The organism is Lysinibacillus sp. NPDC096212 (assembly GCF_044763105.1).
Taxonomy (GTDB): domain Bacteria; phylum Bacillota; class Bacilli; order Bacillales_A; family Planococcaceae; genus Lysinibacillus.
In genome coordinates this window covers 46,041-72,865 of sequence record NZ_JBIWFQ010000021.1, presented here as the reverse complement: position 1 = coordinate 72,865, position 26,825 = coordinate 46,041, and the positions used below count along the sequence as shown (strand labels likewise).

24 protein-coding genes and 1 pseudogene are annotated in these 26,825 nt (G+C 33.8%); all 25 read right to left on the bottom strand.

The features are described 5' to 3' along the window. Positions 1-85: 85 nt before the first annotated feature. Positions 86-1,105: a glycosyltransferase family 2 protein gene (locus ACIQ7T_RS18955; protein WP_402872535.1), complete on the bottom strand. Its 1,020-nt coding sequence runs from the start codon at positions 1,103-1,105 to the stop codon at positions 86-88. Positions 1,106-1,186: 81 nt separating this feature from the next. After that, a complete protein-coding gene (locus ACIQ7T_RS18950) occupies positions 1,187-2,335 on the bottom strand; it encodes a class I SAM-dependent methyltransferase (RefSeq protein WP_402872533.1) in 1,149 nt (382 codons plus the stop codon). Between the two features lie 12 nt (positions 2,336-2,347). Continuing rightward, on the bottom strand, positions 2,348-3,466 hold the full coding sequence (locus ACIQ7T_RS18945; protein WP_402872530.1) for a glycosyltransferase family 2 protein: 1,119 nt from the start codon (positions 3,464-3,466) through the stop codon (positions 2,348-2,350). Then, positions 3,463-4,407, bottom strand: a complete 945-nt coding sequence (locus ACIQ7T_RS18940) for a GDP-L-fucose synthase family protein (RefSeq protein WP_402872527.1) — start codon at positions 4,405-4,407, stop codon at positions 3,463-3,465. Before ACIQ7T_RS18940 ends, ACIQ7T_RS18945 begins: the two co-directional genes overlap by 4 nt. A 108-nt stretch (positions 4,408-4,515) precedes the next feature. Beyond that, positions 4,516-5,538 (bottom strand): GDP-mannose 4,6-dehydratase, encoded by a 1,023-nt coding sequence (gene gmd / locus ACIQ7T_RS18935; protein ID WP_402872524.1) that lies wholly within the window; start codon positions 5,536-5,538, stop codon positions 4,516-4,518. Between the two features lie 15 nt (positions 5,539-5,553). Further along, positions 5,554-7,536: a glycosyltransferase gene (locus tag ACIQ7T_RS18930; RefSeq protein ID WP_402872521.1), complete on the bottom strand. Its 1,983-nt coding sequence runs from the start codon at positions 7,534-7,536 to the stop codon at positions 5,554-5,556. 15 nt (positions 7,537-7,551) lie between these two features. Next, positions 7,552-8,646: a class I SAM-dependent methyltransferase gene (locus ACIQ7T_RS18925; RefSeq protein ID WP_402872518.1), complete on the bottom strand. Its 1,095-nt coding sequence runs from the start codon at positions 8,644-8,646 to the stop codon at positions 7,552-7,554. Further along, entirely contained in the window at positions 8,639-9,634 is a 996-nt protein-coding gene (locus ACIQ7T_RS18920) for a TylF/MycF/NovP-related O-methyltransferase (RefSeq protein ID WP_402872515.1), read from the bottom strand. Before ACIQ7T_RS18920 ends, ACIQ7T_RS18925 begins: the two co-directional genes overlap by 8 nt. Positions 9,635-9,739: 105 nt before the next feature. Next, the gene (locus ACIQ7T_RS18915; protein ID WP_402872512.1) at positions 9,740-10,972 is read right to left on the bottom strand and encodes a glycosyltransferase family protein; all 1,233 of its coding nucleotides are present in this window, start codon (positions 10,970-10,972) and stop codon (positions 9,740-9,742) included. Positions 10,973-11,100: 128 nt separating this feature from the next. Then, complete coding sequence (locus ACIQ7T_RS18910; protein ID WP_402872509.1) at positions 11,101-12,018, bottom strand: FkbM family methyltransferase; 918 nt, start codon at positions 12,016-12,018, stop codon at positions 11,101-11,103. Positions 12,019-12,033: 15 nt separating this feature from the next. Beyond that, positions 12,034-12,786 (bottom strand): hypothetical protein, encoded by a 753-nt coding sequence (locus tag ACIQ7T_RS18905; protein WP_402872506.1) that lies wholly within the window; start codon positions 12,784-12,786, stop codon positions 12,034-12,036. 171 nt (positions 12,787-12,957) lie between these two features. Continuing rightward, positions 12,958-15,729, bottom strand: a complete 2,772-nt coding sequence (locus ACIQ7T_RS18900; RefSeq protein WP_402872503.1) for a motility associated factor glycosyltransferase family protein — start codon at positions 15,727-15,729, stop codon at positions 12,958-12,960. 8 nt (positions 15,730-15,737) lie between these two features. Continuing rightward, positions 15,738-16,985: a UDP-glucose dehydrogenase family protein gene (locus ACIQ7T_RS18895; RefSeq protein WP_402872500.1), complete on the bottom strand. Its 1,248-nt coding sequence runs from the start codon at positions 16,983-16,985 to the stop codon at positions 15,738-15,740. After that, positions 16,982-17,863: a UTP--glucose-1-phosphate uridylyltransferase GalU gene (gene galU / locus ACIQ7T_RS18890; RefSeq protein ID WP_402872497.1), complete on the bottom strand. Its 882-nt coding sequence runs from the start codon at positions 17,861-17,863 to the stop codon at positions 16,982-16,984. Before galU ends, ACIQ7T_RS18895 begins: the two co-directional genes overlap by 4 nt. A gap of 3 nt (positions 17,864-17,866) precedes the next feature. Next, positions 17,867-18,808 (bottom strand): UDP-glucuronic acid decarboxylase family protein, encoded by a 942-nt coding sequence (locus tag ACIQ7T_RS18885; protein ID WP_402872494.1) that lies wholly within the window; start codon positions 18,806-18,808, stop codon positions 17,867-17,869. Between the two features lie 26 nt (positions 18,809-18,834). Further along, positions 18,835-19,434 (bottom strand): annotated as a pseudogene (locus tag ACIQ7T_RS18880) (NAD-dependent epimerase/dehydratase family protein). Positions 19,435-19,585: 151 nt separating this feature from the next. After that, a complete protein-coding gene (locus ACIQ7T_RS18875; protein WP_402872491.1) occupies positions 19,586-19,768 on the bottom strand; it encodes an NAD-dependent epimerase/dehydratase family protein in 183 nt (60 codons plus the stop codon). Continuing rightward, complete coding sequence (gene pseB, locus ACIQ7T_RS18870) at positions 19,768-20,742, bottom strand: UDP-N-acetylglucosamine 4,6-dehydratase (inverting) (protein WP_402872488.1); 975 nt, start codon at positions 20,740-20,742, stop codon at positions 19,768-19,770. The genes ACIQ7T_RS18875 and pseB overlap by 1 nt, the downstream gene beginning before the upstream one ends. A gap of 211 nt (positions 20,743-20,953) precedes the next feature. Beyond that, the gene (locus ACIQ7T_RS18865; RefSeq protein WP_402872486.1) at positions 20,954-21,772 is read right to left on the bottom strand and encodes an SDR family oxidoreductase; all 819 of its coding nucleotides are present in this window, start codon (positions 21,770-21,772) and stop codon (positions 20,954-20,956) included. Further along, positions 21,769-22,476, bottom strand: a complete 708-nt coding sequence (locus tag ACIQ7T_RS18860) for an acylneuraminate cytidylyltransferase family protein (RefSeq protein ID WP_402872483.1) — start codon at positions 22,474-22,476, stop codon at positions 21,769-21,771. Before ACIQ7T_RS18860 ends, ACIQ7T_RS18865 begins: the two co-directional genes overlap by 4 nt. Next, positions 22,469-23,380 (bottom strand): Gfo/Idh/MocA family protein, encoded by a 912-nt coding sequence (locus tag ACIQ7T_RS18855; RefSeq protein WP_402872480.1) that lies wholly within the window; start codon positions 23,378-23,380, stop codon positions 22,469-22,471. Before ACIQ7T_RS18855 ends, ACIQ7T_RS18860 begins: the two co-directional genes overlap by 8 nt. Continuing rightward, a complete protein-coding gene (locus tag ACIQ7T_RS18850; RefSeq protein WP_402872477.1) occupies positions 23,377-24,441 on the bottom strand; it encodes a nucleotidyltransferase family protein in 1,065 nt (354 codons plus the stop codon). Before ACIQ7T_RS18850 ends, ACIQ7T_RS18855 begins: the two co-directional genes overlap by 4 nt. Before the next feature lie 5 nt (positions 24,442-24,446). Then, positions 24,447-25,070: an acetyltransferase gene (locus ACIQ7T_RS18845; RefSeq protein ID WP_402872474.1), complete on the bottom strand. Its 624-nt coding sequence runs from the start codon at positions 25,068-25,070 to the stop codon at positions 24,447-24,449. Beyond that, positions 25,063-26,136, bottom strand: a complete 1,074-nt coding sequence (gene neuB / locus ACIQ7T_RS18840) for an N-acetylneuraminate synthase (protein WP_402872472.1) — start codon at positions 26,134-26,136, stop codon at positions 25,063-25,065. Before neuB ends, ACIQ7T_RS18845 begins: the two co-directional genes overlap by 8 nt. Continuing rightward, positions 26,133-26,807, bottom strand: coding sequence for a PIG-L deacetylase family protein (locus ACIQ7T_RS18835; RefSeq protein WP_402872469.1), 675 nt, complete (start codon positions 26,805-26,807; stop codon positions 26,133-26,135). Before ACIQ7T_RS18835 ends, neuB begins: the two co-directional genes overlap by 4 nt. Positions 26,808-26,825 lie beyond the last annotated feature (18 nt).

Genomic DNA, 26,825 nt, shown 5'->3' with positions numbered 1-26,825 from the left:
AAAAAACAAATAACTTCCGTAAATCCCATTCAACCTATCAACTAGTTTATCAAAAATGTTGCTTCAAATTTTCGTTTGTCTTTATCTAAAAAACAACAAAATAATCCTTTATATTTTTCAAACCTTTTTGCTCTAACTCTTCTGCTATTTGAAACTTACCATAACTAGATGCAACAAAAATTTTAAATTCATTAAATTCAATTTCATTTGGGTTTACAATATCGATATTTTGTAATTGCCTTCTGTCTTCCTTTTTTATATTCGAATCAATAAAAATCATAGGCTGCACATTGAAGTTATTTCGAATATAATTACAAGTCAGTTTCCCAAGATTACTCGCTCCCCAGATAGCTATTGGTTTTTCATTTATTCTAATAAAAGTTGAAATATCATTTTCTTTTATTTTAAAAATATTAATTAACATCTCTTCTGTTTTAGTTGCAGTTATTGAGTTTTCTGACAAACGTACAGATAATAGAAAAAACGGCATTTTATGAAATATAATTCCTTTATCATTCATTCGATAAAAAAAACTATAATCCTCACAGATTTTCATGTCTAATGGATAGCTAAAGAATTTGGTTAACCCTCTGCGATACATTACAGCCGAATGAACTATATTACAAAACCAGAATAATTCTTTACTCAATGTTTTAGAATCATAGTATTTATTGATTTGGCTTGAATAAATGTCCTTATAATCCTTAAACCTTTGACTTTTTTTAACACTTCCTGATTCTGTAAAAAAGTTAACAAAAGAATCTACAATCCCTACTTGAGCATTTTTTTCAAGAAATTCAAATTGAGTAGCCAAACGTTCTGGATGCGAAATATCGTCTGCATCCATCTTAGCAATATATTTTCCAGATGCTAATTGAACAGCATAATTATTTGCATACCCAACCCCCATATTTCGTGGTAGAGTATGTAAAGATATTCGTTCATCTAAAATACCTCTTATTAAGTTTACCGTTCGATCTGTAGATGCATCATCAATGATAATAAGCTCAAAATCTTGAAAGGTTTGATTTAATATACTTTGAATAGCTTCCATTACATATTTTTCACCATTATAAACAGTCATTAACACGCTAATTGGTCTCAATTAAATCACTCCTAATATATTCACCCCAGTAGATTCAACTATTGTTCATATGTTTTTACTTTTGTAAAGTTACGTTTCGGCTTAATGCTTTTTAAACCATATGCTCCCTCCAAAAGATTTATCGATTGATAAATACTTATCTTTCAATTTATCCTGTTGCTTTTGATAAATAAAATCATTCCAGTACATGATTGAAAAATTTCTATTGTATTGTAAAAAGCTTCTCAAAATATACGCCTCATTCCAATAATAGCCTTTATACAACCACTCTTTGGGATATTCAAAAGGAAAAAAGATATCATGAAAATGAATAATAACTCCCTTTTTTAATTCAGGTAGAACTTCAAATATCAGATAGTTTACATCACTACCTATTTTCGAAACATGAGAACTGTCAATAAACAAAATATCTCCAGCCTCTAAATTTCTAAAAATATCTAGATGAACATCTTGAACTTTTGAAACTATGATTGTTGAGTTTTCTTTGTCTGTTCTCGTTAATAAACCGTTTAAACGATCCGGAAATGGCTCTATAAAAGTTAATTTCATGTTTAGATTTAGTTTATCCCTTGCATCTAACATTACTGATGAAGAAAACCCCGAACCTACTTCTATAATTCTTTTAGGTTTTAAACTTTTTATTATACTATACAGGGTAGCTGCATCAAAAAACTCAAAAAAACCATTCTGTGTATAATATCGGAGCTCGTTCTTCTCATGAATCATTTGATAGAATGATTCAATTGGCTCTAAAAAGTCATTGAACAAAGATAATTGACCCTTCTCATTAATTTCAACTCCAAGAATCTTCTTTTTCTTAGAAAATAGATTTTGTTCATTTTCTTTGATTTCATGTAAATTAGGAATTGGAGAATAATAATGACCGTTTTCAAAATGAAGGTTTAAATTAAGGCTATTCTTAACATCAATAAAATCACAGAAATCCTGCTCGTCATTAAATCCAAGTTCGTTAAGTTGCATTGTGATTTCATTTCTATAAGAACTTGTAATAACAACAAAATACTCATCTCTTTGAATGCTTTTCAAAATAGTAGGGTTACAAACTGGTCTATCTAAAAATAAAAGCCCTTGTTTATTAACATTGTTGTCTACAAACAGTTCAACTTTTATAAGTGGCATTAATTCAAATAGCTTTTTTGCTGCGTCACTAGCACCAAAACAAATAACTTTTTTAGTTTTTATTTTTTTTACTAATACATTATAATCCATCTAAATAACCCCTTAATTAATATTATGAACTAGATTTCTCCAACTTACACAATGTATTTCTTTTATTAGTTTATAGGTATCAAGTTGTTTTTTCACTGCTTCTTCATGGAATCCTTGAAATCCAAATATAACTGCATCAATCTGTTTTATATTTTCTATATGTAAAAGCCACTCAGGGTGATATACCTCAATATTATTCATGATAATTCCATGTCTGAGTTCATTATTATCAAGATACCCTCTAATTTGTATACCGCTATTTATTAAATCCTGTGCTATTAAAAGGGCCATCTCCTCACTACCAAAGATAACAACAGATTTAATTTGCTTTTCCTTCAATGATGAACTTATTGATTTATTATGAAAAGTAATTTGTTCAAGCCACTTTTTCAATAATGACTCATTTGTATCATGAACCTGTTGATTAACTAGAGCACTATTGCCTGGAAAATGTTTGTTAAGAATACTTTTTGTTTCATTCAATACGATTGATCGCGTGCTATCGTTACTAGATAATCCACCGAGCCTAAACATAGTAACCACAATCGGTACATGGTACATTCTATTTTCATATTTCTGTAATGCTTTTGCCATCAGATCAAAGTCAGCTGCAATACGGTATTGTAAATCAAATCCTCCAAGCGCTAAGATTACTTCTCGTAATAATAAAGTTGCTGGGTGCGGCGGCATGATTCCCTCTTTTAATCTATTTAGGTTAATATTTTGCCCATGTTTAGTTTTATAACCAGTAGATTCATTTATCATGTAAATATCTCCATAAACACAAACAGCATCTTTTTTCTTATTTATGAAAACAGCCAACTGTTTAATGACACCATTTCCCAATAAATAATCATCTGCATTTAAAAACATAACATATTCACCTGAAGCTATGTTTACACCTTTATTAAAAGCATCATATACTCCTTTGTCCGACTCCGAGACCACTACGTCTACTTTGTCCCGATACTTCTCCACAATCTCCATCGTTCCATCAGTAGAGGCTCCATCAACAATAATATACTCAATATTTTCATACGTTTGCCCTAGTACACTTTGAATCGTTTGCTCAATAGTATTTTTTGCATTATAACAAGCTGTTATTATACTAATTTTCGGTCCATTATTCATGACTTTATGACATTATCAAGATACCAATTATACGCATCTTGAACTCCTTCCTTCAAATCTATTGAATGTTTCCAACCAAGAAGTTGTAATTTAGATACATCTGTTACTTTTCTCGGTGTACCATCAGGCTTACTATTATCAAATACTAGCTTGCCTTCATAGCCAATTACATCACATAATAGTAACGCTAATTGTTCTATAGACACTTCTTTTCCCGTACCAATATTAACAAATTCTCCAACCTGCTTAGCATCACAACGGTCCATTAAATAAACACAAGCATCAGCTAACTCATCCGCATGTAAAAATTCACGGAGTGGCCGACCCGACCCCCATACAGAAACTGTCGATTCCTTATTTACCTTTGCTTCATGGATTTTCCTTATAAGTGCAGGTAATACATGTGAACTTTGCAAATCGAAATTATCATTTGGTCCATATAAATTGGTTGGCATTACACTAATGAAATTTGTTCCATATTCTTTATTATAAGCATTACACATTTTAATACCTGCAATTTTAGCTATTGCATATGCCTCGTTTGTAGATTCTAAACCACCTGTTAGTAAATATTCCTCTTTTAACGGCTGCGGTGCCATTTTCGGATAAATACATGTACTTCCTAAAAATAGAAGCTTTTTCACCTCAGATTGACGTGCTGCTTCAATAACGTTCGTTTGAATCATTAAATTATCATATAAAAATTGCCCTGGGTATGTTGAGTTTGCTAAAATTCCACCGACTTTCGCAGCGGCTAAAAATACATACTCTGGTTGTTCCTCTTCAAAGAATGCCTCTACTTCTACCTGCTTACGTAAATCTAATCCTTTGCTTGTTCTAGTTATAATATTTGAATACCCAGCAGTATTTAGATTTCGAACTATTGCAGAGCCAACTAATCCCCTATGGCCGGCTACGTATATTTTTGATTGTTTATCCATTTCATACTCACCTTTTATTTCAATCTATTATTATTATCGGCAAACTACCATCAAACTACATTAAAAAGCGACAAAGGTAGCTATTATTTCCGCCTTCATCGCTTCGATTTAGTTTTCTATTCTTTTCAAATCTTCTTGAACCATCATTTGAACTAATTGTTGGAAAGAAGTCTTACGTTCCCAACCAAGTTTTTCTTTTGCCTTTGCCGGATTTCCAAGTAATAATTCTACTTCAGTTGGACGGAAAAATTGAGGATCAACTGCTACAATCACTTGACCTGTTGCACGATTGATTCCCCTCTCATTAATACCAGTTCCTTGCCATTTAAGTTCAATACCTGCTTCACTAAATGCACACTCTACAAACTCACGAACAGATCTAGTTTCTCCTGTTGCTATAACGAAGTCTTCTGGATTTTCTTGTTGCAACATCAGCCACATAGCCTCAACATAATCTCCCGCAAATCCCCAATCACGTTTTGCATCAAAGTTTCCTAGATATAAGCAATTTTGGTTACCATTCTTAATATTTGCAACAGCAATTGTAATTTTTCGTGTCACAAATGTCTCTCCACGTAATGGTGATTCGTGATTGAATAAAATTCCGTTACATGCAAAAATGTTGTATGCCTCACGATAATTCACTGTAATCCAGTATGCATACATTTTTGCTGCTGCATACGGACTACGGGGATAAAACGGTGTTGTCTCAGACTGTGGTGTTTCCTGTACTTTACCATACAATTCACTAGTTGAAGCTTGATATACTCTAGTTTTTTGTTCAAGTCCTAAAATGCGAATAGCTTCTAATAATCGTAATGTTCCGATTCCATCAGCATTGGCTGTATATTCCGGAGTATCAAAAGATACATGTACATGACTCATCGCAGCTAAATTATAAACCTCATCCGGCCTAATTTCAGACATCAAACGGATTATATTAGAAGAGTCTGTCATATCACCATAATGTAAAGTTAATCGGTCATCCTTTAGAAACTCTTCTATCCGATCATAATGTTCAATAGATGAACGTCGAACAAGTCCATGTACCTGATATCCTTTATCAAAAAGGAATTTTGTTAAATAGGCACCATCTTGGCCCGTGATGCCTGTGATCAATGCAGATTTCATCCCATTCTTCCTATCTTAACTATATATTTTTATTAATCTATTTTTAATAATCTTTGACAGATGTTCGTAAATCTCTTCCTCAAAACTAGCAGAGGAAATTAGAATTGATATTTTGTCGTCAATATCATTTATTCCGATAATTTCATACTCTTCTAAAAGCTTTGTTCCAATCAAATTAGGATTTCGATCAATAATACCAGTAATATACCCACTTAAAAATGGACTTTCCTTCAATAATTCTATTGTATGTGTTCCTGCTCCATAAATATAAATTGACTCATTTACCTTCATTTTCATATAGTCATCTACTAGGATACTTACACTTTCGGTATTGAATAATTCAAATGAATTACATTGAATCTGATTTCCACTTAGAATTGCATCTTTATTTCTGTCAAAAAAAGAACGCGAATAAAAATTACTACCCATGGCTGCGTTTAATATATGATTATCTTCTCGTATTGGCAATACAGGTTGAAAAAACGGTTTTCCGCTTTTTCTTACTAAGGTTATACCGCTCGTTAAAATATCTGTTTTTACGGTTTTATAAAGCATCGTTTTAAAGTAATCTTTCGCAAGATGAAACTTATCTATTTTGACAAAAACTATGTCCGCTTTTGATAAATCTTCTGTATCTTCAGAAATAACCGCTAAAGTCTGACTTTTATGTATTTCTTCAACAAGTGGTTTTCCTTTTAACTGCTCTGCATGTAAAAATAATTGTTGATTTTTTATTACATTCGGAACATGCTCTAAGTCATAATAGAGAGTTTCATCTTTTCTCAGTTCAAATAGCTGGATAGCTTTTTCGTACACTTCTAAATATTTGCTTGCGATTAAATCGTGATCAAAATTAGCAACGCAATATGAACGAGCTGCAAGTCCAAATGATTTTCTTAAATCGCTATCTGTGACTAGCATTTCTGTGTAAGCAAAGAGAGCATCTTCATCTTTTTGTTGAGTTACAAACCCCGTTTCAGCATGCTTAACAAGTTCTGGAATTCCACCCGTATCAAATGTTACAATTGGAATTCCACATGCCATAGCCTCAGATATAACTAAAGGGCATGTATCTGCTAAAGAAGGGAATAAGTACAAGTCAAAAGTATTATAAACCTCTGCCATTTCCTCTTCAGTTGATAAATATCCAACATGATATAAATAGTCATTTTCATATTCTTGCACTGCTCCACCAACATTAACGAGTAAGACATCATATCCTGCTTCAATAAGACGATCAATGACTTTTTGCACGTATTTCCCGCCTTTACGTTCTTCCCCAAATGTCCCACCATTAGCTACTGCACCAATGATAATTTTATTTGTAGGAAGGCCATACTTACGACGTACTGATTGCTTGTCCATTGGGTGATATATCTGAATATTAACACCATTTAAAACAACCTCCATAGGGTGTCCTTGTAATATTCCTTTTGATGCAATATCACCGATCCATTGAGCAGCTGGGACAATAAACAACTTAGAGTTATTATATATCTCTTTTTTCTCTTCCCAATTTAAGTGCGTACGGTCTGACTGAATAGCAGGATACTCATTAGGATATGGGCAATTTCCGCAACCAGACATCCATTTACTACAATCATAAGAATAAGAGCAATGCCCCGTAACCGATTGCATATCATGCAATGTCCAGACTATCGGTTTAATATGGGATAACATTGAAATCGCATATGGATTGAAATAATCACCATGCATATTATGTAGATGAATTACATCAGCTTGTTGAAAAAGCGGATTTTCAAACAATCTAAATGCACCAAAAGTATTATAATTTACATAGCCTTCTTCTTTAGATTTTTGAATAAGTTTATGATGCTTTCTAATATCAAAAGAATACACAAAAGAATGCTCGGACTCTTTGATTCCAACAAGCGCATTACTTTCTAATCCCAATGATTGCTGACTTTGTAAAAGACGTATCATTACCTTTGCTGCACCGCCACGTAAATCATTGGTATTTATGTGAAGTATGTTCATTTTTTCACCTTCTCTTTATTTTTTTGTTGCTTCCATAAACAAAGAGTCTGGTTTACGTACTTTCCCATTTATTTCATCTAATTGATACTCACCAAAGTTCGGAATTGTACTTTCTAATGCATTCATTTTAGTAACATTTACAAATCCTGTTTTTAAAAGAGTCCTTTTTAATAAGTATTGATCATACATTTGTCTATGAATTTCTCCCTGGTTTCGAAAAACACCTTCATCAAAAGCTCTCAGATAGTCCATTCCTAGCTGTGTTTGTATATATTCCCTAACTTCTTCTAATTTTCCATCGGGTACAGATAATTTCTCAACTTCAGTTTTTACGATAGAATAGTTAGTAAAGTCATGCTCTTTTAACTGAGCTTCTATCTCTCTCCACCATGTCGAAGCAATTATTATATGTGCACTTTTAGATATATTGTGTAAGGAATTAACAAGAAAATTATCGACAAGTTGACCGATAAGAGACGTAGAATTATCAATATAACCATTAATATATACGCTATGTTTTGATAGTATTTTCTCAATTCGTTGACCAAATGTACCTGCTCCAAAAATGTAAATACTTTTTTTCATTTGAATACTCGAAAGTTTATTTATAAGCTCTCGTTCTTGAGCATTAAACATCTCATACCCAATACGTTCAAACATAAAATCAAAACCATTTGTTAAATCGAGCATTTTGTTACCCATATTACCGCCACTTATGGAGCGGGTCGTTTGATCATACATCTCCATATGCATCCACTCATAATTAAAAACATTTTCTTTACTTTCATATTCTTTAACACGATCTAGTGAACTCAAATAATTGCGCGTTATATTTTCCAAATCCGGAACTACAATACGAACTATTCCATTTGGCCTCAAGACACGATAAATTTCATTTAGTAGACTTAAACCGTCTTGTATTGAGAAATGCTCAAGTACATGAGAAGAATATACAACGTCAAAAGAACTTTCTTCAAATGGCAGACCTTTTCGAATATCCACATTTATGATTTCTTCATGAATACTATTTATATCAATGTTAACCCAGGCTTTATGAAAAGTTGTTCCACAACCAACGTTTAATAACTTTAAAGAATGATCATCAATCATGCGTTTTCAACCCCAACCGTCCAGTAAAATCGATTTTATTTAACAGCATTGTTACATTATACTTCTTAAAGTAGTCATTTACTGCTTTACGTGCACCTTGCCAATATCCGAAATCATCAATGATTAATACACCATTTAAAGATAATAAGGGGTATAAATGCAACAATTCTTGATAAGTAGACTCATACCAATCTGTATCTAGACGTAGTAAACATAGTTTTGGGGGTAAATTTTTTGTTAAAGTTTCTTCCACTTTTCCTTTTAAAAAATGAACTTTGTCCATTGGATAACTTGTCTTTTCTATATTCCTCTTAACATCATCTAAAGAAGCATAACACCACAAATTCACAGAGTTTGTTTGAGACTGCAACCATTCTTGTTCTGCCATATTTCCACTGAAATCAATATCAATGTCACTTGGTTCTGACATTCCCTCAAAAGTATCATATAAATAAATTGTTCTATCAGTAACTTCTAACTTTCTTAGAGTTTCCATAATCATCATGGCACTTCCACCACGCCATACACCACACTCAACAAAATCTCCTTGTATTTCATTGGCAATAACGTATTTAACTGATTGATACAAAGAGTAGAGACGGTCTATAGAAGTCATCGAATAATTTTTCACTTTGATATATAATTCAATAAACTCATCCTCAATATCTGGACTAATATTCAATGATTCTCTAATTTGCTCTATAGAAAGAAGTGTAAAGGCATCAAAAAAGTGGATACCCTCAACCAAATCCATAGAAATTAATTGTTTAGAAATATCTTCATACTGTGTAGAAGCAACCAAAATGGTGAACTCTTTCAAATCAATTTGCTCCATGCATTCATTGGGTAATAGGATTTGTAAATCGTGAAAAAATTCTTTGGATTTTTTTTTATCGTTATCTATAAATCCGTATATATCTTTTGTAGTTATATTTTGTATAACATATTCTGCAATTCGTCCTGTACCAAATATTATTTTCTTTTTCACTACAATCGTCCCTTTCTTCTAAATACTTTGAAAGCTTATATCTAAGATGTCCATCCTAACAGATGGGTCATTCTATTTAATTAAAATAATTCATAGAAAGATTTATTAAGACAAAATTAAATCTTTCCACGAAAAAATTTCTACCATATCCTCTTTAAATATCTGTTTCAATTTTACGATAATCTCTTTATCATGTTTCCCTTCTATAGAAACAATAATTTTCATCTTTTTTTCAGATAAATTTGTAGGTTCAACGACCTCAACACCATCAAAACTTTGGTTATACTCAGAAGGTTCGCTCACTATGAACTTTTCAATTTGATACCCATTTGCTTTGAAAAAGGAGTTTATCATTTTACCTAATTCACCTGTTCCAAAAATATAAACTTCATTCTTAAATAGATCTTCTAAATTTCGCAAATCCATCAAATATTTAAAAAGTTGAATTTTCATAGAGTTAGTCATAGCATGCTCTTTTAATGCATCTACATAATAAACTTTTTCTGATGTATAAAAATCTGCCTCAAAATTCGTCTTTAAACAAGTTGGATGTTTAAGTGGAAAGTCCATTTTATGCACGGGGAGATTTCCTAATAATTTATTCTCTGAATTAGTATGAGTTGCGTTCTCTCCGAATCCAATATTACTTACAAGATTTTTTTTCGGCAATATGGTTTTTCCTCTATAAAACCAACATGAAAAAGTCCATGGATAAGCCCAAGAGTCTATCTCACCATTACTCACTCGGTCATAAATATTAGTCCAATATTTTTCGAAATATATATCAAACCAGTATTCTTTAAATAGGTCATTCTCTTTCACAGCACTCCATTCTTTCATTTCTACATCCATTTTACTCCATGCTCTTCGCCATGTAGCCCATCCCCAACAATGTGGAAATATAGAAAAGTAATAACTTTCTTCAATCTCAAAATTATTATCTTGGAAATTATCCCCCGAAATTGCCATAATTCCCTCATCACTTTTGTAATAATCCAACAAATCTTCGCAAAATACAAAAAAATCTTCATGTGGTACACAATCATCCTCTAAAATAATTGCGTCCTCTACATATGAAAATACCTCATCTAATCCTGAAGAAATTCTTTTCTGGCATCCTAGATTTTCTTCTGAATATATATATGTTACATCACAATCCCAATTCACCTGTATAACTTCACGTGTCTCTAAACAAATTTGCACCTCTCCATTTTTGTATACTCTAGGACCATCTGCAATAACAAATAACTGTTCTGGCGCATATTTGCGTATTTCTTCAAAAACGATAGCTGTTGTATCTGGGCGATTGAATATAATGAATGCTACAGGCTTCTTCATTTTACGTACCAACCTTCTGCTACTTTTTATAACCTTTATTGGTTAATGATTCTTTTACTACAATTAGAAACTGATATTTTAAATTAAAATCCTTTCTCATTCTCCTGAGCAAAGTTACTTAGAATTAATCAAAGTAGTTCTTCTAACACAAAAATTCCTGTTGCAATTGTTTTTGCCATGAAAACATATCCAAGTTTCTCTAAAAAAAGTTTAATTTCGCTGTTATTTAAATCGAAAATTTCGACAGCAATAATACTTGGTTTATGCTTTTCCCAACTATAAGATTGTAATACTTCTAATTCATGTCCTTCTACATCTATTGTTAGTAAATGAATATCTATTTCAGGTAAATAATCTTCTACTATTTTACTTAACGGTGAAAATTCTAACACTTTCATTTCCCGGAAATTCAAATTATTTTGGCTTATTCTTTGTTGAACTACATGCTCTTCTGTGGTGTTATATGCATTTTCATCATAAATATAAAAATCCTTTTGACTTGTAGTCGAAGAAATGCCTATACCCAGATTTATATCTTTAGGTCTGAAAACATTAAATAAATCAATTTTATATGGTGTAGGCTCTATATTAATACCTTTCCACCCTTTTTTATATAAAGCATATGTATTCGAATATTTGTATGGGTGATATGCTCCTACATCAATAAATAAACCATTGCCCTTAAACTTAATTTTTTCAAGTACACTCTCAATTAGTATATCTTCGCCAAATTGAGAATATGAAGTTCTAGAATGGTACTCAGTCATGAAAAATTCGCCACTACAATAATCCTTATATTCAATTAATCCTTGTTCAGACAAACTCGTTGAAATATCTTCGTAAAAACTTGATCCAACAACAATATAGATATCATCTTCAATTTCTAAAACTTCTTGTAATGAAAAAACTAATCTATTTAAAAAATTCTTTTGTTCTGGATGTCGATCAATATATCCATCGATCACATATTTCCCTGAAATTAATTTATCTGTTAATTCTTCACTGTATTTCCCTGTGCCAAAAACATAGAGTCTCTTATTAAACATTATTTTCTCCTCAATCTAAATTCCTAAAATATTATCTGGACGGTAAAAAACAGAAGTTTCCCATTCATAATCATTTATTGCTCCCATTCCGTAAAATTCAATTTTTTTAAAGCCCTCATTCGTTAAATATTGCATTCCATCTCCAAATAAACGTTGCCGATCTGAATTATCAAAAATAATCACTCCCTTTTTCTTTAAAAATGGAAGAGCTTGTTCTACGGATTCTTTCCTATGAATTCCATCTTTACATATAATATTAAACGAACCTTTTCCATTCGCTATTTCAGAGATGTATGACTGTCTATCTTCGCATAAACTAACTTGTACATTGGAAGGAATGTTAGAAATAACTTTTGTATACCATTCTTTATCGTGTTCAACTGCATTTACACTTTGAACTCTCTCAGACCACCAGTAAGGACTATTACCACAACCAAATTCAAACACTTTCATCTGTTTATTTACTCTAGACTTCAAAAAGTCTATACTTGCGTATGTATACCAAGGTAAAGGGTTCTTTTCATTATCAATTGATTCCTGTGTCTGATTACTTAAAAACCAACCCTTTTTTGAAAACACACTATTATTCTCCAACATATACAATCGATGAATCTTTTGATATTGCCAACTATATTTCTCATCATAAACTGTACTAATTGGACACTTGATTAATTTCTTTTTCAACAAGTTCGATACCTTTAAAGCTTCTTCTTTTGAACCCAAAGCCACTATTATTTCATCACATGAATCCAAAATCTCTAAATTCACTTCATCAATATCTGATACAACTAATGAAGCGAATTTACACTCACTTAGACTATGAGCATTTCTATCTGTTATGCTAATTACTTGATTTCAGCTATTCAAAATATAATCATAAATACGTTGCCCTGATAATAATCCACCATATATTGTATAATTCGTTTAATCACTACTTTCTTAATTATTTATAACAAAGATTGGTCTAAATCCTACTCCAGGACTTTCCAATACCCAAGTTGTTTCCAATTGATATAATAAATTCTCACCAAATGAATCATTGATCCCGTAATGATAAAAATCCCCTCTCATAATCGTATTCTTGACTTCTTGCTCTTTAAGTTCTTTCAAATCAGTTGCCACAGTCCAACTTGCAACATAATTATTCCTATATAAAATATTTAATTGTTTCACTATACTATCCTTCCTGAAAGCTTCATCCCAATCATTATCAACCCCACTACCACTAAGTAATTGAACTCGCATTTTGGTATCTTTATCTAAAAATAATTTATCTTTCTTGTACATACCATTAATTAAGGTTTCTAACTTTATATAATTTTGAATAACTCTATCCGCTACAAGCTTACCATTACCTATATCTATAAGAAAAAAGTCCCCTATTGGTTTTGGTGATGAAATAATAGGAATCCATTCACTACTACCTACGCCTATTTTGGAAAAAACACCTAGTTCGGAGAATGTTGCATTGTATGAACATCTTATCCGCTTTCCAAGTACTAAATCCTCAATACGCTCAACCTCATGAATATGATATGCACTCGCTTCTGTATAAGCAGCTAAAAATGTAAATTCAACGTCCTTAGATAGTACCTCTACACTCACTTTATGCAGTTCTTTTGATAGATTTTCCGTTTCAAATAGTGTTATTGCAATAAATGCACCATACTTTTGTTCATTAGTCATTTCATTAACTGTTGCTAATTCTTCTATTCCATCTATTGTTACCTTTAGTTTCAGCGGCTCGTGTGATTGATTTGTCCCCACTAGTCGGAGTTGCGTTCCTTTGAAACGAAACTCAAACGTTGCACCCATTGTTTTAGTTTCAACACCAATTCCATGTACTTCATGCATTGAGCCTTCCTTCGCCTCTTGCCGTGTAAGCCATTTTTTCTGCCACTCACCCTCATAGTGGAACACACCACATGTAGCTTCATAAAAGCGCTCATTTTCTCTCATATCACTTGGTAATAGTAAATTCATTTGAAGGATGGCATTAATTTGCTTAAAGACGGCCAATAACTCGTGTAAATAAAATTCATGCTCCTTCACAATACTTACTACTTTTTCTCTGTGAGCTAGCTTTTTATTTGCTACTTTTAAACTAGCATTTAATTTTTCATTCATCCTTTTTAAAGCAGATGCTAAGAACAGTTGAAAGAATGTACTATTTTGAATTTGCTTCAAGTTATCGTTAAATGCTTCTATCTCATTAGTTATCTCAGACGAATCTTCTTTTTCTTTTATTTCTCTAATAGCGTCCTCTAGTAGCTCATATTGTTCTATGAAACGGAGACTATCATATCGGATGGCATTGAATGTTTGTTTATTTATTTTTTGTTTTTTCTCTACCATTAACCACTCTTGCTGTACAATCCTTTTATTTAATTCCGTATTTACTAAAATGCTTAGGCTTTTAAATGGTGCTCCCTCGATTCGTGCTCCACCTATCGTTGTATTAACGACAGGTACCTTCATTATTTGAATTACTGTCTCCATATCGGATTTCATTTGTAAAAAGTGTGTATTTGTTTTTACTAAATGTCCTTGTACATCCTTCACCTCAAGAGTTGTTTTTTCATCTTTCAGTTGCACACTATTATCCGATAAAGTATTTTTTTCTTTGTCAAATCGGCTAATACCATCTGCATAAAACTTCCCTTGTTTAAATGCAAAGTTTTGACCAACTAAAATTACTTTACTGACTTGTAGCGAATTTAACACTTGTAGTGCCATAACAGCGACAGAAGGAGCATCATAAATGACTGGCTCCTGTCGCTTTATTAAAAGCTGCCTCGTAAACTGGTCTTGTGTCGAAATAAAATGAAATTTTGGGCCCGTATAAAATTCTAATGTTTCATACCCAACGGTTGTTGCATAAATCATGGGGATTGTGTCAATGTGACGACTATAAATTTCTTCAAAAAGCTGATAATTATGATGCTGCGGATCATATGTACAGACAGCATCTGGCAAAATACCATGCATTATTAGTGTTTTATTAGCTGAACCTACTGCAAATATGTATGCAAGCCCTTGTTCTTTTATAGTTCTTAAATTGTCTAGTTCCTCTGTTAATGATGGTCCAGCACTCACCAGTATGACAGGCTTTCCTTTAAAGTACTTCTTCTTTTCAAAAATATTTTGGCTACATACTGTTTCTTTAAAGTTCTTTATAGCATTAATTGTCCAACGCATCGAAAATTCAGAAACCGTTGAAATATCATTCCCCGTTAAAAGTAAAAAGTTTTTGAAAGAATTACTAAATTGCTCTACTTTTTCTGGAAATATCCGTTCATATACAGGAGGCGTAATGATGACAAATTTCTGGTACACTATTTCTCGTAAAGGCTGTAATGTTTGTTCAATCGACTCTTGCAGATTTTCAATTAAAAAATGCTCAATGTTATGTAATTGGATTTGCGTCATATCCTTTTGTTTTACACATAATTGTGCAATTTGCGAAAATGGCTCATAAACTGAAACTAACTTTTCTGGAAACTTCTCGATAAAAGCCTGCACGAAATAACCTAGACCACCTCCGTAAAAAATAATATGTTCAGCTTCCTCAATTTTCTCACACTGACTTTCAATAAAACGTTCTGCTTCTTGAACTGGATTATACTTGCTATGAAGTAACACTTTCTTATTTGCTACCTCAACTTGTAATGTAGGAGTACCTATTTTACTGGGTAAAAGCTCTATATTCATTTTTCCACCTACTTATTCGTTAAAATATTTCTCCCATCAAATACTTGTGCATCATTTGAAATCATTTTGATTTTCTTCCAATCAGCTTCTACAAACTCTTCCCATTCTGTTACTATTAATATTGCATCTACGTTTTCAACACATTGTTCTTTCGTATTTGCATATTTAATTTTATTATTTAACGAAGTTACATCCTTTACAATTGGATCATATGCCATAATATGCGCACCTTTTTTTAGTAGTTCTTTAATAATTGTTATGGCAGGTGCTTCCCGCATGTCATCTGTATTTGGCTTAAATGCTAATCCTAATATCGCAATTTTCTTCCCTGCAACCTCACCTTTAAAGTGATTGATTACTTTTTGAACAAAGATATGCCGTTGCTCGCTGTTAGCTTGTATAGCCGATTGTACTATGCTTAAATTCACATCATTTTCACTTGCCAAATAGGTTAATGCTTCTGTATCCTTTGGAAAACATGATCCGCCATAGCCTAATCCAGCATTTAAAAAGGCGCGTCCTATTCGGTGGTCCATACCCATGCCATCTGCTACTGCATTCACATCTGCCCCTAGTGCATTACATAAATTAGAAATTTGATTGATATAACTAATTTTCACGGCTAAAAATGCATTTGAGGCATATTTAATCATCTCTGCACTACGTCGATCCGTATGCATAACTGGTATGTTTAGTGACTTGAACAGGCTTTCCACCTTATTTCTAGCGATTGAATTTTCTGCTCCTATCACAATACGATCTCCGTAAAATGTATCGTTAATTGCATGTCCTTCTCGTAAAAACTCTGGATTAGATACTACATGAATTTGTAAGCCCGCTACCATATTCGCATGAATAATTTCTTCCACTCTATCATTCGTACCTACTGGAACCGTACTTTTCACAACAACAATCACATCATGCTCTACATTTTTCGCAATATCTTTAGCTGCTTGTTCAATATAAGACAAATCCGCTGCCCCGTCTTCTCCTTGAGGTGTACCTACAGCTATAAAGATAATATCTGCCTGTGCAAATGCTTCTTGAGCACTTGTTGTAAAGGTTAAGCGATTTGCCTCATTATTACGTGTTAGTATTTCATCTAATCCAGGTTCATAAATTGGTGATTGCCCTTTTTTAAGTGTATTAATCTTTTCTTCGTTAATATCTAAACAAGTAACAACATGCCCGATTTCTGATAAAACAGCGCCAGTTACTAAGCCTACATATCCTGTGCCAATAATGCCTATATTCACTGTGTTATCCCCGCTTTCATATTTATGTAAGCTTGAATATCATCTTTTAAATCATCACGTTGTAATGCAAAGTCTATCGTCGCTTGGACAAAGCCAATTTTACTTCCAATATCATACAATTTTCCTACAACATCTTGTGCAACTACTCGTTCTTCTTGGTTTAACGATTGAATCGCATCCGTTAATTGGATTTCCCCACCCGCACCAGGTTCAGTAGCTTCTAACTTTTTAAAAATCGAAGGTGTTAGAACATAACGTCCCATAATAGCATAGTTTGAGGGGGCAGCCTCTTTTGGCGGCTTTTCAATAAAACCCTTTACTTCAATTGCCTTATCATTCTGCACATCAGCTGCTGGGTCAATCACACCATATTTATGGACACTCTCCATCGGTACTTGCTGGACTCCAATGACAGAAACCTTTTCGCGGTCGTATGTTTCAATTAATTGTTTTAACGCAGGAGTAGGTGCTTGTAAAATAATATCACCTAGTAAAACAGCAAATGGCTCATCTCCAATAAAACGATGTGCGCAATAAATGGCATCTCCTAGGCCCTTCGCCTCTTTTTGGCGTATGTAATGTATATTCGCTAAATTTGAAATGGCTTCGATTTCTTTAAGGTCATCCAGTTTCCCTTTCATTTCCAGTGTATGTTCTAATTCATAATTCGTATCGAAATGGTCTTCAATTGAACGTTTGTTGCGGCCGCTAATGATAATAATATCTTCAATACCCGATGCAACTGCTTCTTCTACAATATATTGAATCGTAGGCTTATCAACAATTGGGAGCATTTCCTTCGGTTGTGCTTTTGTTGCAGGTAAAAACCTTGTTCCCAAGCCAGCTGCTGGGATTACTGCTTTCCGTACTTTTTGCATCCTTCATCTCTCCTGCACTTTACTCTTAAAATATGCGATTGTTTTCTGAAGTCCTTCATCTAACATGACTTGCGGCTCCCATCCTAGGACACGATGTGCTTCATCAATGACTGGTTGGCGTTGTTTAGGGTCGTCTTGTGGCAATTCCTCAAATTGTAAAGATGTGTCATTCTCTGTCCAGTTCATAACTTTTTTCGCTAGTTCAAGCATTGTAAATTCATAAGGATTGCCCAGATTTATAGGACCTGTAACTTCCTTTGGTGTCGTCATTAATCGCAGAAAACCTTCTATCAAATCATCTACATAGCAGAAAGAGCGGGTTTGTTTGCCATCGCCATATACCGTTAAAGGTCTCTTCAGTAATGACTGAACGATAAAATTACTAACGACACGTCCGTCTTTAGCATCCATTCTCGGACCATATGTATTAAAGATGCGGACTACTTTAATTTCGATATCATATATACGTGCATAATCAAAAAATAACGTTTCTGCTCCGCGCTTTCCCTCGTCATAGCAACTGCGGATACCAATAGGATTGACATTTCCACAATAATGCTCTGGTTGAGGATGTACTAAAGGGTCTCCATAAACTTCAGAGGTAGAAGCCTGGAATACCTTCGCACCTGTTTTACGGGCAAGTTCTAGTAAGTTTAGAGCACCTAATACATTTGTTTTAAATGTGTGCACAGGATCTGCCTGATAATGTATAGGACTAGCAGGACAAGCTAGATTATATATTTCATCAAACTGTCCTAATTCAGGAAAAGGTTCAATAATATCATGATGAACAAACTGAAGTTTATCTAGTACGTGGCTAATATTTTCCATTGCACCTGTTTGTAAATTATCCATACATACAACAGCATGGCCTTGTTCTACTAGTCGATCAATTAAATGCGAGCCTAAGAAGCCTGCTCCTCCTGTCACTAATATACGTTTCATTTTGCACCTCCAAATTTCTTCACATGTCACTGCCATGCCGTTTCAACAATTTTTTCTAAGTCATACTGCGGCTTCCAACCTAGTAATTTCTCAACCTTCACTGTTGAGCCACTAAGTCTCGCGGGATCTCCTGAACGACGCTCTGTAATAACCGTCGGAATGCTACATTCAGTAACCATTTCAATCACTCGAATAATCTCTAGCACGGAATAGCCTGAGCCGTTACCTAAATTTAGTGTAAGATTTTCATCGTGCTCCTTTAAATAATCAACCGCTTTGCAATGTGCATCTGCTAAGTCTGTTACATGAATATAGTCACGAACACAGGTACCATCTATTGTGTCGAAATCTCTGTCGAATATCGAGATAGACGATCTTTTTCCAATTGCCACATCTAACACAAGTGGAATTAAGTGCGACTCTAGCTCATGCTATTCACCAATTACACATTCACTATCGGCACCAGCTGCATTAAAGTATCTAAGTGCCACAAATTTCAAACCGTATGTATGTGAATAATCTTCTATAAGTTGCTCCATCATTAATTTTGTACGATTTTGCGGATGCGTCTCTGTTATCGGCCACTCTATAGGGTCCTCATAAGTTGCACTGGTAGAAGAAAACATAATTTTTTACTTCATAGTGCAGCATCATATCCAGGGGGTGATTTAGCCAATAAAGAGGATTTACAATACTTGTTTAATCAATATCCTTCAATTGATACAGTTGCTCATTTTGCTGCTTGTGCTTATGTTGGCGAATTTGTTAAAAAACCAGTTATGTACTAACAAAATAATGTTTTAAATACGATTCATTTATGACTAAAGGAACATTTGAAGGGATAAATTCCTTATGACCCGTGCTTAAATTATCAAACACAACTACGTCATTTCCATGTTGTATTAAATATTTCACTGTATGTGAGCCTATATATCCTGCTCCCCCTATTACTGCAATCATTACAAATCCTCCGACAGCTTTTCCAATTGTTCAATAGAAAGCCACTCCGTATTATTATCACTCGTATATGAGAATCCTTCAGGCAGTATCTTCCCACCTTCCGCAAATTTTTTGGACCACCAAGGAAATTCTGGCTGAATGACATAATGATTATCAAATTCTACAGTATGTCGGGCATCGTCCTCCATAATCATCGCCTCATGCAACTTTTCTCCAGGTCGAATACCTATAATTTTTACGTCACACTCAGGTGCAATTGCTTGAGCTAAATCCATCACCTTCATACTTGGAATTTTCGGCACAAAAATTTCTCCGCCATGCATACGCTCCAGACTATCGATTACAAACTGAACGCCCTGGTCTAAAGTAATCCAAAAACGGGTCATACGCTCATCAGTTACTGGCACCGTTCCAGTTTCACTTGTTTTTTTGAAGAATGGGACTACACTTCCACGACTTCCAGCTACATTGCCATAACGCACGACAGAAAAGCCTGTTTTTTTGGAGCCCACATAAGAATTAGCAGCAACAAACAATTTATCCGAAGCAAGCTTTGTTGCCCCGTATAAGTTAACTGGACTACATGCTTTGTCTGTACTTAAGGCAATCACTTTTTCAACACCACAATCAATGGCGGCTTCGATAATATTTTGAGCTCCATGAATATTCGTTTTTATCGCCTCGAATGGGTTATATTCGCATGCATCTACATGCTTCATCGCAGCGGCATGCACAACAATATCTACACCATCAAACGCACGATCTAAACGCTCCTTATCACGAACATCTCCAATAAAAAAGCGAATACGATCATCATCATGGAATTGTTGTCTCATTTCGTACTGCTTCAATTCATCCCGACTGAAAATTATTATTTTCTTCACATTCAGTTTTAAGGCCTGTTTGACAAACTTTTTACCAAAAGACCCCGTGCCGCCTGTTACTAAGACAGTTTTATTTTCTAGTATATTCATCTTTTTATTTCCTCTATTCTATAGTAACTTCTAAGTATATATATCGGTCACTTTTTGCATTTTTAAAATCCTACATTCAAAACTCAGTATACTTTTCATTTGAAGCGATTAGTCAAAAAATACTTGCCGCCATGATTTCATGACAACAAGTATTTTAAATGTAAATCAATATTTTTACTAAAGAACAGCTATAAATTTGGGCTTAATCTATTTACCAAGCACTTAAACCGCCATCAATTAAAATGTTTTGACCTGTTACATAACTAGATGCATCAGACGCTAAATAAATTAATGCGCCAACCATTTCTTCTGCTCTTGCCATTCTTCCTAAGGGAATGCGATTCCCATAATTTTGTTTAAACGTATCATTCTGACCGCTTTCTACTCCACCAGGTGTAATTGTATTGACACGAATACCATCCTTAGCCCAATAAGTAGCCAAATAACGTGTTAATCCTACTACCCCAGCCTTAGAAGCTGAGTAAATTGCTGGCGTATTAATTTGACGATCTAAGTAAAAGGAACCTTCATAAATACGATTATCTGGAGCCATTACCCCATAGATAGAGGAAGTTTGAATTATAGAACCCCCTGTACCTTGCTCTTTCATCACTTGCCCAACATATTTTGCCACAAGAAACATACTATCTAAATTTGTACTCATAATCTCTTTCCATTGATCTAAATCATATTCTTCAAAAGGAGCGAAAAAGGCATTTAGGTCACTAGATTTTCCAGCTGCGTTATTATGAAGAATATCAATCATTCCAAAGTCTTCAACCACCGCTTCTACCATTTCTTTTACTGACTGTTCTGATGTCAAATCGCAATAAAAAGCTTTTGCCTCGCCCTGTATCTGACTTTGGATTTCATCAACTACTTGTTGTGCCCCAACTAAATTAATATCCACTACAGCAACTCTTGCCCCTGCCTCAGCTAGTCCACAACAAAAATTCCGACCAAGTATCCCTCCACCACCAGTAACAATCGCTGTCTTGCCTTTTATTGAAAATTTATCGAAATACGTCATACTAAACTTCCTCTTTTCTCCGCTAGTAACTGAACGATTTCAAAATCCAACTCTGAATCGATGTCTTGAGAACGTTCCTCAGGCATAACGTATAAAATTGTTTTATCTGTAAAGACAGATTGTTCATTAAAAAAGCAGTCACGATTCCAAACATAAATAGAAGCGTTCATATCATATGATTTCGGTGCATCTTGACGTCTAAAAATTGCAGTTTCTAAAGGCTTTGAGAGTCCCACGTATCCATCTGCTCGATCCTCTACTAAGTTAAAATAAGGGCTTCTTCGAGCAGGTGCAGCTGTTATTAAATTATAGGCATCTTCATGTTGCCCAAGCATCCTTACTGCATTTTTCAAATCTTCTATAGTACGCAATGGTGAAGTTGCATCAATATCTATCATCATATCAAATTGTAAATTACTTAGTTGCTCAACTTCACTTACACAATGCTGGATAACTGGCAATTTAGCGGCTGTATCTGTTGCTAATTCCGCTGGGCGTTTAATGGCAAAATCCACGCCATATTCCATAGCCACTTGTAAAATATCCTCACTATCACTACTAACTGCGATTACATCAAATAGACCACTTTTTTGAGCTTGCATAATACTATGGGCAATTAACGGTATTCCTAATAGTTCACGTAGGTTTTTATTTTTTACTCCCTTAGATCCCCCACGTGCACATATAGTACAAATTCTAGTCATTATATACCCACTCCTTATGAATTGAGGATTTTTCAATTGCTTCAATCATTTTCACTATATTTAAACCCTCTTTAAAAGAACAACAATGTAATGAATCATTTAAAATAGCTTCATGCTGTTTCATATATGTGTAATCTCTATCAACTGTTGCCAATTGTTCAATTTCACCATTACAATTAATACTGTTATCTATAAAGTCAATCTTTATCGTCTTATTATTTGTTTGAACAATTACATACCTCTGATCAATACGGTCTAAATAATTTAACTCAACAGATACATGTATATCCTGATTAGTCCGATAAGAAACTTGTGTATAATCCTCTGATTGGATATTTAAATTACTAATTTTAGCCGTATTAGCAACTAATGAGTTCCATTCACCAAATAGATAGGTAAGGTAATCTAATTCATGACTTAAATCTCTTAAAACTCCTCCACCTTGGTTACTATATGCAGAATAACATTTAGTATAATCTATATTTGGTCTCCATGTTGGTAAATATTGACCTACATAAGCATTAACACTAATAGTCTGCTCATTAAAGAGCATAGTTTTCAACTGTAAAATAAGTGGATGGAATCTTAAATTATACGCAACAAAAATCATGCAATCATTAAGACTAACAGAATCCACTTTTGCAAAAAGTGGTTTCTCAACTAGTATCATACCTGTGAATTTATAATTTATAATTTCCCTTAAACTCTCGATGTGGGCTACTGTTTCATTTGCAATTACAATATAATCATACTTATTTTCTTTCAGAGCAGTTTCCAAGCTACTAAAAAAGTTTAATTTATGCTGTGCTCTTCTAGAAACAATATACACTTGAAATCCCATATATTCCAAAATCCGAGCATGCCTTTGCCCAATTGAACCATAACCAATTACTAAGGCTTTCATTTCAATACATCTTCTTTCTCAAATATATTAGTAAACTCTCGATCTGCTCTTTCATATTCATCTTTTTGCCCTATATCTAACCAATATTCACGAATTGGGAAAGCCGATGTTTTCTTATCTTTTTCTATCAATTGCTCAAACAAGGTAGGCATATCATAAAACTCATCCTGCGGAATACACTCAAATACTTCAGGATTGAGGACATAGATACCTGCATTAACAAAACTACGATGAATCGGTTTTTCTTTTATCGTCACTAAATCAGTACCAGCAGTTTCAATAACACCATATGGAATTTGATATTCGTATTCACGCACACACATAGTTGCCATTGATTGATGCTCTATATGAAATTGCATGAGCTGATCAAAGTTCACTTGTGTTAGCAAGTCTCCATTCATCACAAAAAAAGGCTTCGTTGGCCTATTTTCTAGTAACGAAAGTGCCCCCGCGGTACCCATTCTTTTGCTTTCTTCAACATATTCAATCGTCACATCAAAAGCTTCACCATTTTGAAAATAATCTTGAATAACTTCCTTTTTATAGTTTACGGAAAATACGAAATGTGTATAGCCATATTGCTTAAAGCCCTCAATAATTGTTTCTAAAATCGGCTTATTCCCTATATTTAACATCGACTTCGGTGTATCATTTGTAAGAGGTCGCAGTCTAGTACCTAATCCGCCCAGCATTAGAATGACTGTATTTTTATTTAAAGTCAGCTCTAAATTATCTGAAAATAAAATATCTACAATTTTATTCGTTTCGTCTACTATTGGCATTTGTTTCAGCATTTTCGACTTCATTAATTGCTTGTATCTATAATGCTTTTGTCCAGCTTTTGCACTTATTGGATTTGGATTCATGATAGAGGTAATAGGTACATCAAGTCCCTCACCTCGTAAAATTCCTCGTCGAATATCTCCATCCGTTACTGTACCAAGTAAATGCTGTTCCCTATCTACTACAACAGCAATTTGTAAAGAAGAATCATCAATAATTTTCATTGTATCTAATAACGTTTGATTTTGGGTAACTAATGTTTTCTGCCATTGCTTCATTAAAACTACACTTCCTTTGCAGGTACACCAAGGGCCTTTTTGCCTTTCGCTATATTACTTATCACAACCGCCCCTGCGCCAATTATACAGTTCGCTCCTATATGAATTCCTTGTATAACTGTTGAACCTATTCCAATGAGTGTCCCTTTTTGTATGTAGACGCCTCCAGATATTTTAGTTCCAGGTGCAATATGTGTATGAGCACCAATCTGGCAATCATGATCAATCAGCGCACCTGTATTTATAATACTATTATCGGCAATAATCGTATTCGTTTGAATGATAGCTCCTGCCATTATTTGAACACCTTCTCCCAATTTAACGGATGGTGCAATAATAGCTGAAGGATGTATAACCGATTTAAATTGAAAGTTAGCATTGCTATAAGTATTAAATATCTTTTCTCGTAATGGTGATGGCTTAATTATTCCTATCCCGAGTACTAGTTCAATGTCAGAAGGATTGTATTTTTCTATCGCTCCATCATTTCCTAAATAAGGTAAATGGAATGTATTATCTTCAATTCTAGGTGATGTAAAACCAATAATTTTTTGCTTTTGGGCAAGTAAAATTTCCGTTAATACAGAGGCATGTCCACCATTTCCAATGATAATGATAGATTTATTCATCTATTAATGCATCCTCATCATATGATACCGAAGCTGTTTGTCCAAGAATGGACCAATATTTTGAAGGTTCAATACCATCGCCCGGTCTTTTTACAGTTAAATTTTCTGTGGTAAATACTTCACCTGCTTTTATCGAAGTTTTAGCAACTAAGCTTTTGCGAGCTGGAATACGATTTTGTAATTCTATCACCGTCGGTTTTTTAATACCATCACCTAACGCTAGCTCTAAATCCCTAATCCCTTTTATCATCGCCTTTAACTCATCTGGATTTAAAGATGCAATATGGTCAGGTCCTTCTAATGTTTTGTCCAATGTGAAATGCTTTTCTATTACCTTTGCCCCCATGCCGACAGCGGCTATTGAAATATTAATACCCTCCGAATGGTCAGATAAACCGATAGGTAAATGAAAGGCTTTTTCCATTTCATTCATTGCTTTTAAATTAATTGATTTCATTGGTGTTGGGTATTGTGTTGTGCAGTGTAGTAATGTTACATATTTCTTTAATACTTTTTTCGCCTCATCCGTAGCATAAAAAGCATACACCTGCTCTAATACAACCCTTTTTTGCGGTCTTGCTAAACCATAGGCAATAAACGCTAATGCCTCATGAATTTCATCACTTGTCGCCATACCTGTCGATAAAATAATTGGCTTGTTCTTCGTCGCAATATAATGAATGAATGGTGCATTAGTTAACTCACCAGAAGGAATTTTAATTAAGGAAATATCAAGCTTATCCAGCAAAAAATCGACACTCTCAAAATCAAAAGGTGTCGATAGAAATTCAATTTGCTTTGTTTTACAATATAATTGTAATTCAGCAAATTCAACGTAGGTTAATTCCAATTTTTTCAACATCGCAAATTGAGACGAAGCTTCTCCGATATTTTCAACTTGATAATTTGCTTGTTTCGCCTGCTTTGTTACTAAATTCTCTGCTTTAAAGGTTTGAAATTTTACTGCATCCGCACCTGCTTCTTTCGCAACCTTTACAAGATCTTTTGCCATTCTTAATGAACCATTATGATTGACACCTGCTTCAGCAATTATATAAGTTTTCATAGAATTCTCTCCTTCAATAACATAAAAGCCTCTGCTGCTTCAAAGCCACTTGCCGCACCTCGGACACTTGCGAGTGATTGAATCGCCTTTTCACTTCGTGGGAATGGAAATTCACTTATTTCTGAATCATAAACTTTCATAATTTCAATTTTTTTATCCAGATAAGGTACAATATTTACAAATATATTCGGTTTAAAACCATTGGCATCAGGATTTATCGTAAAATCTGTCTCGGACAATGTTTCATAAGCCAATACTTTATCTACAGATGGATATCTAAACCATTTCGTACAGGCTATTGTTGCATCAAACACCACTTTATGATCTGAATGAATATCACCCGGGTAAGGTACAAATATTATATTAGGCTGTATTTCCTGAAACACTTCACTTATTTTTCCAATCAAATCACCATAAGACACCTGATCTAATGTCGCAGCTTCAAATCCAAGTTCAAATGTTTTTTCAAATTGATAAATACTAGCAACAGTTTCTATTTCCTTAGATCTCTTTGTTATTTTTTCTTGAGCAAAATAATCACCCATTTTAGTAATTATCAACCAGTAAACTTTATCGCCTTGATTTATATGTTTTAGTAAAGTTCCACCACATCCCAGTGTTTCATCATCTGGGTGAGGTGTCAAAACAATTATTTTCTTCAAAATACTCACCTTTTCTAAAATTAAGGG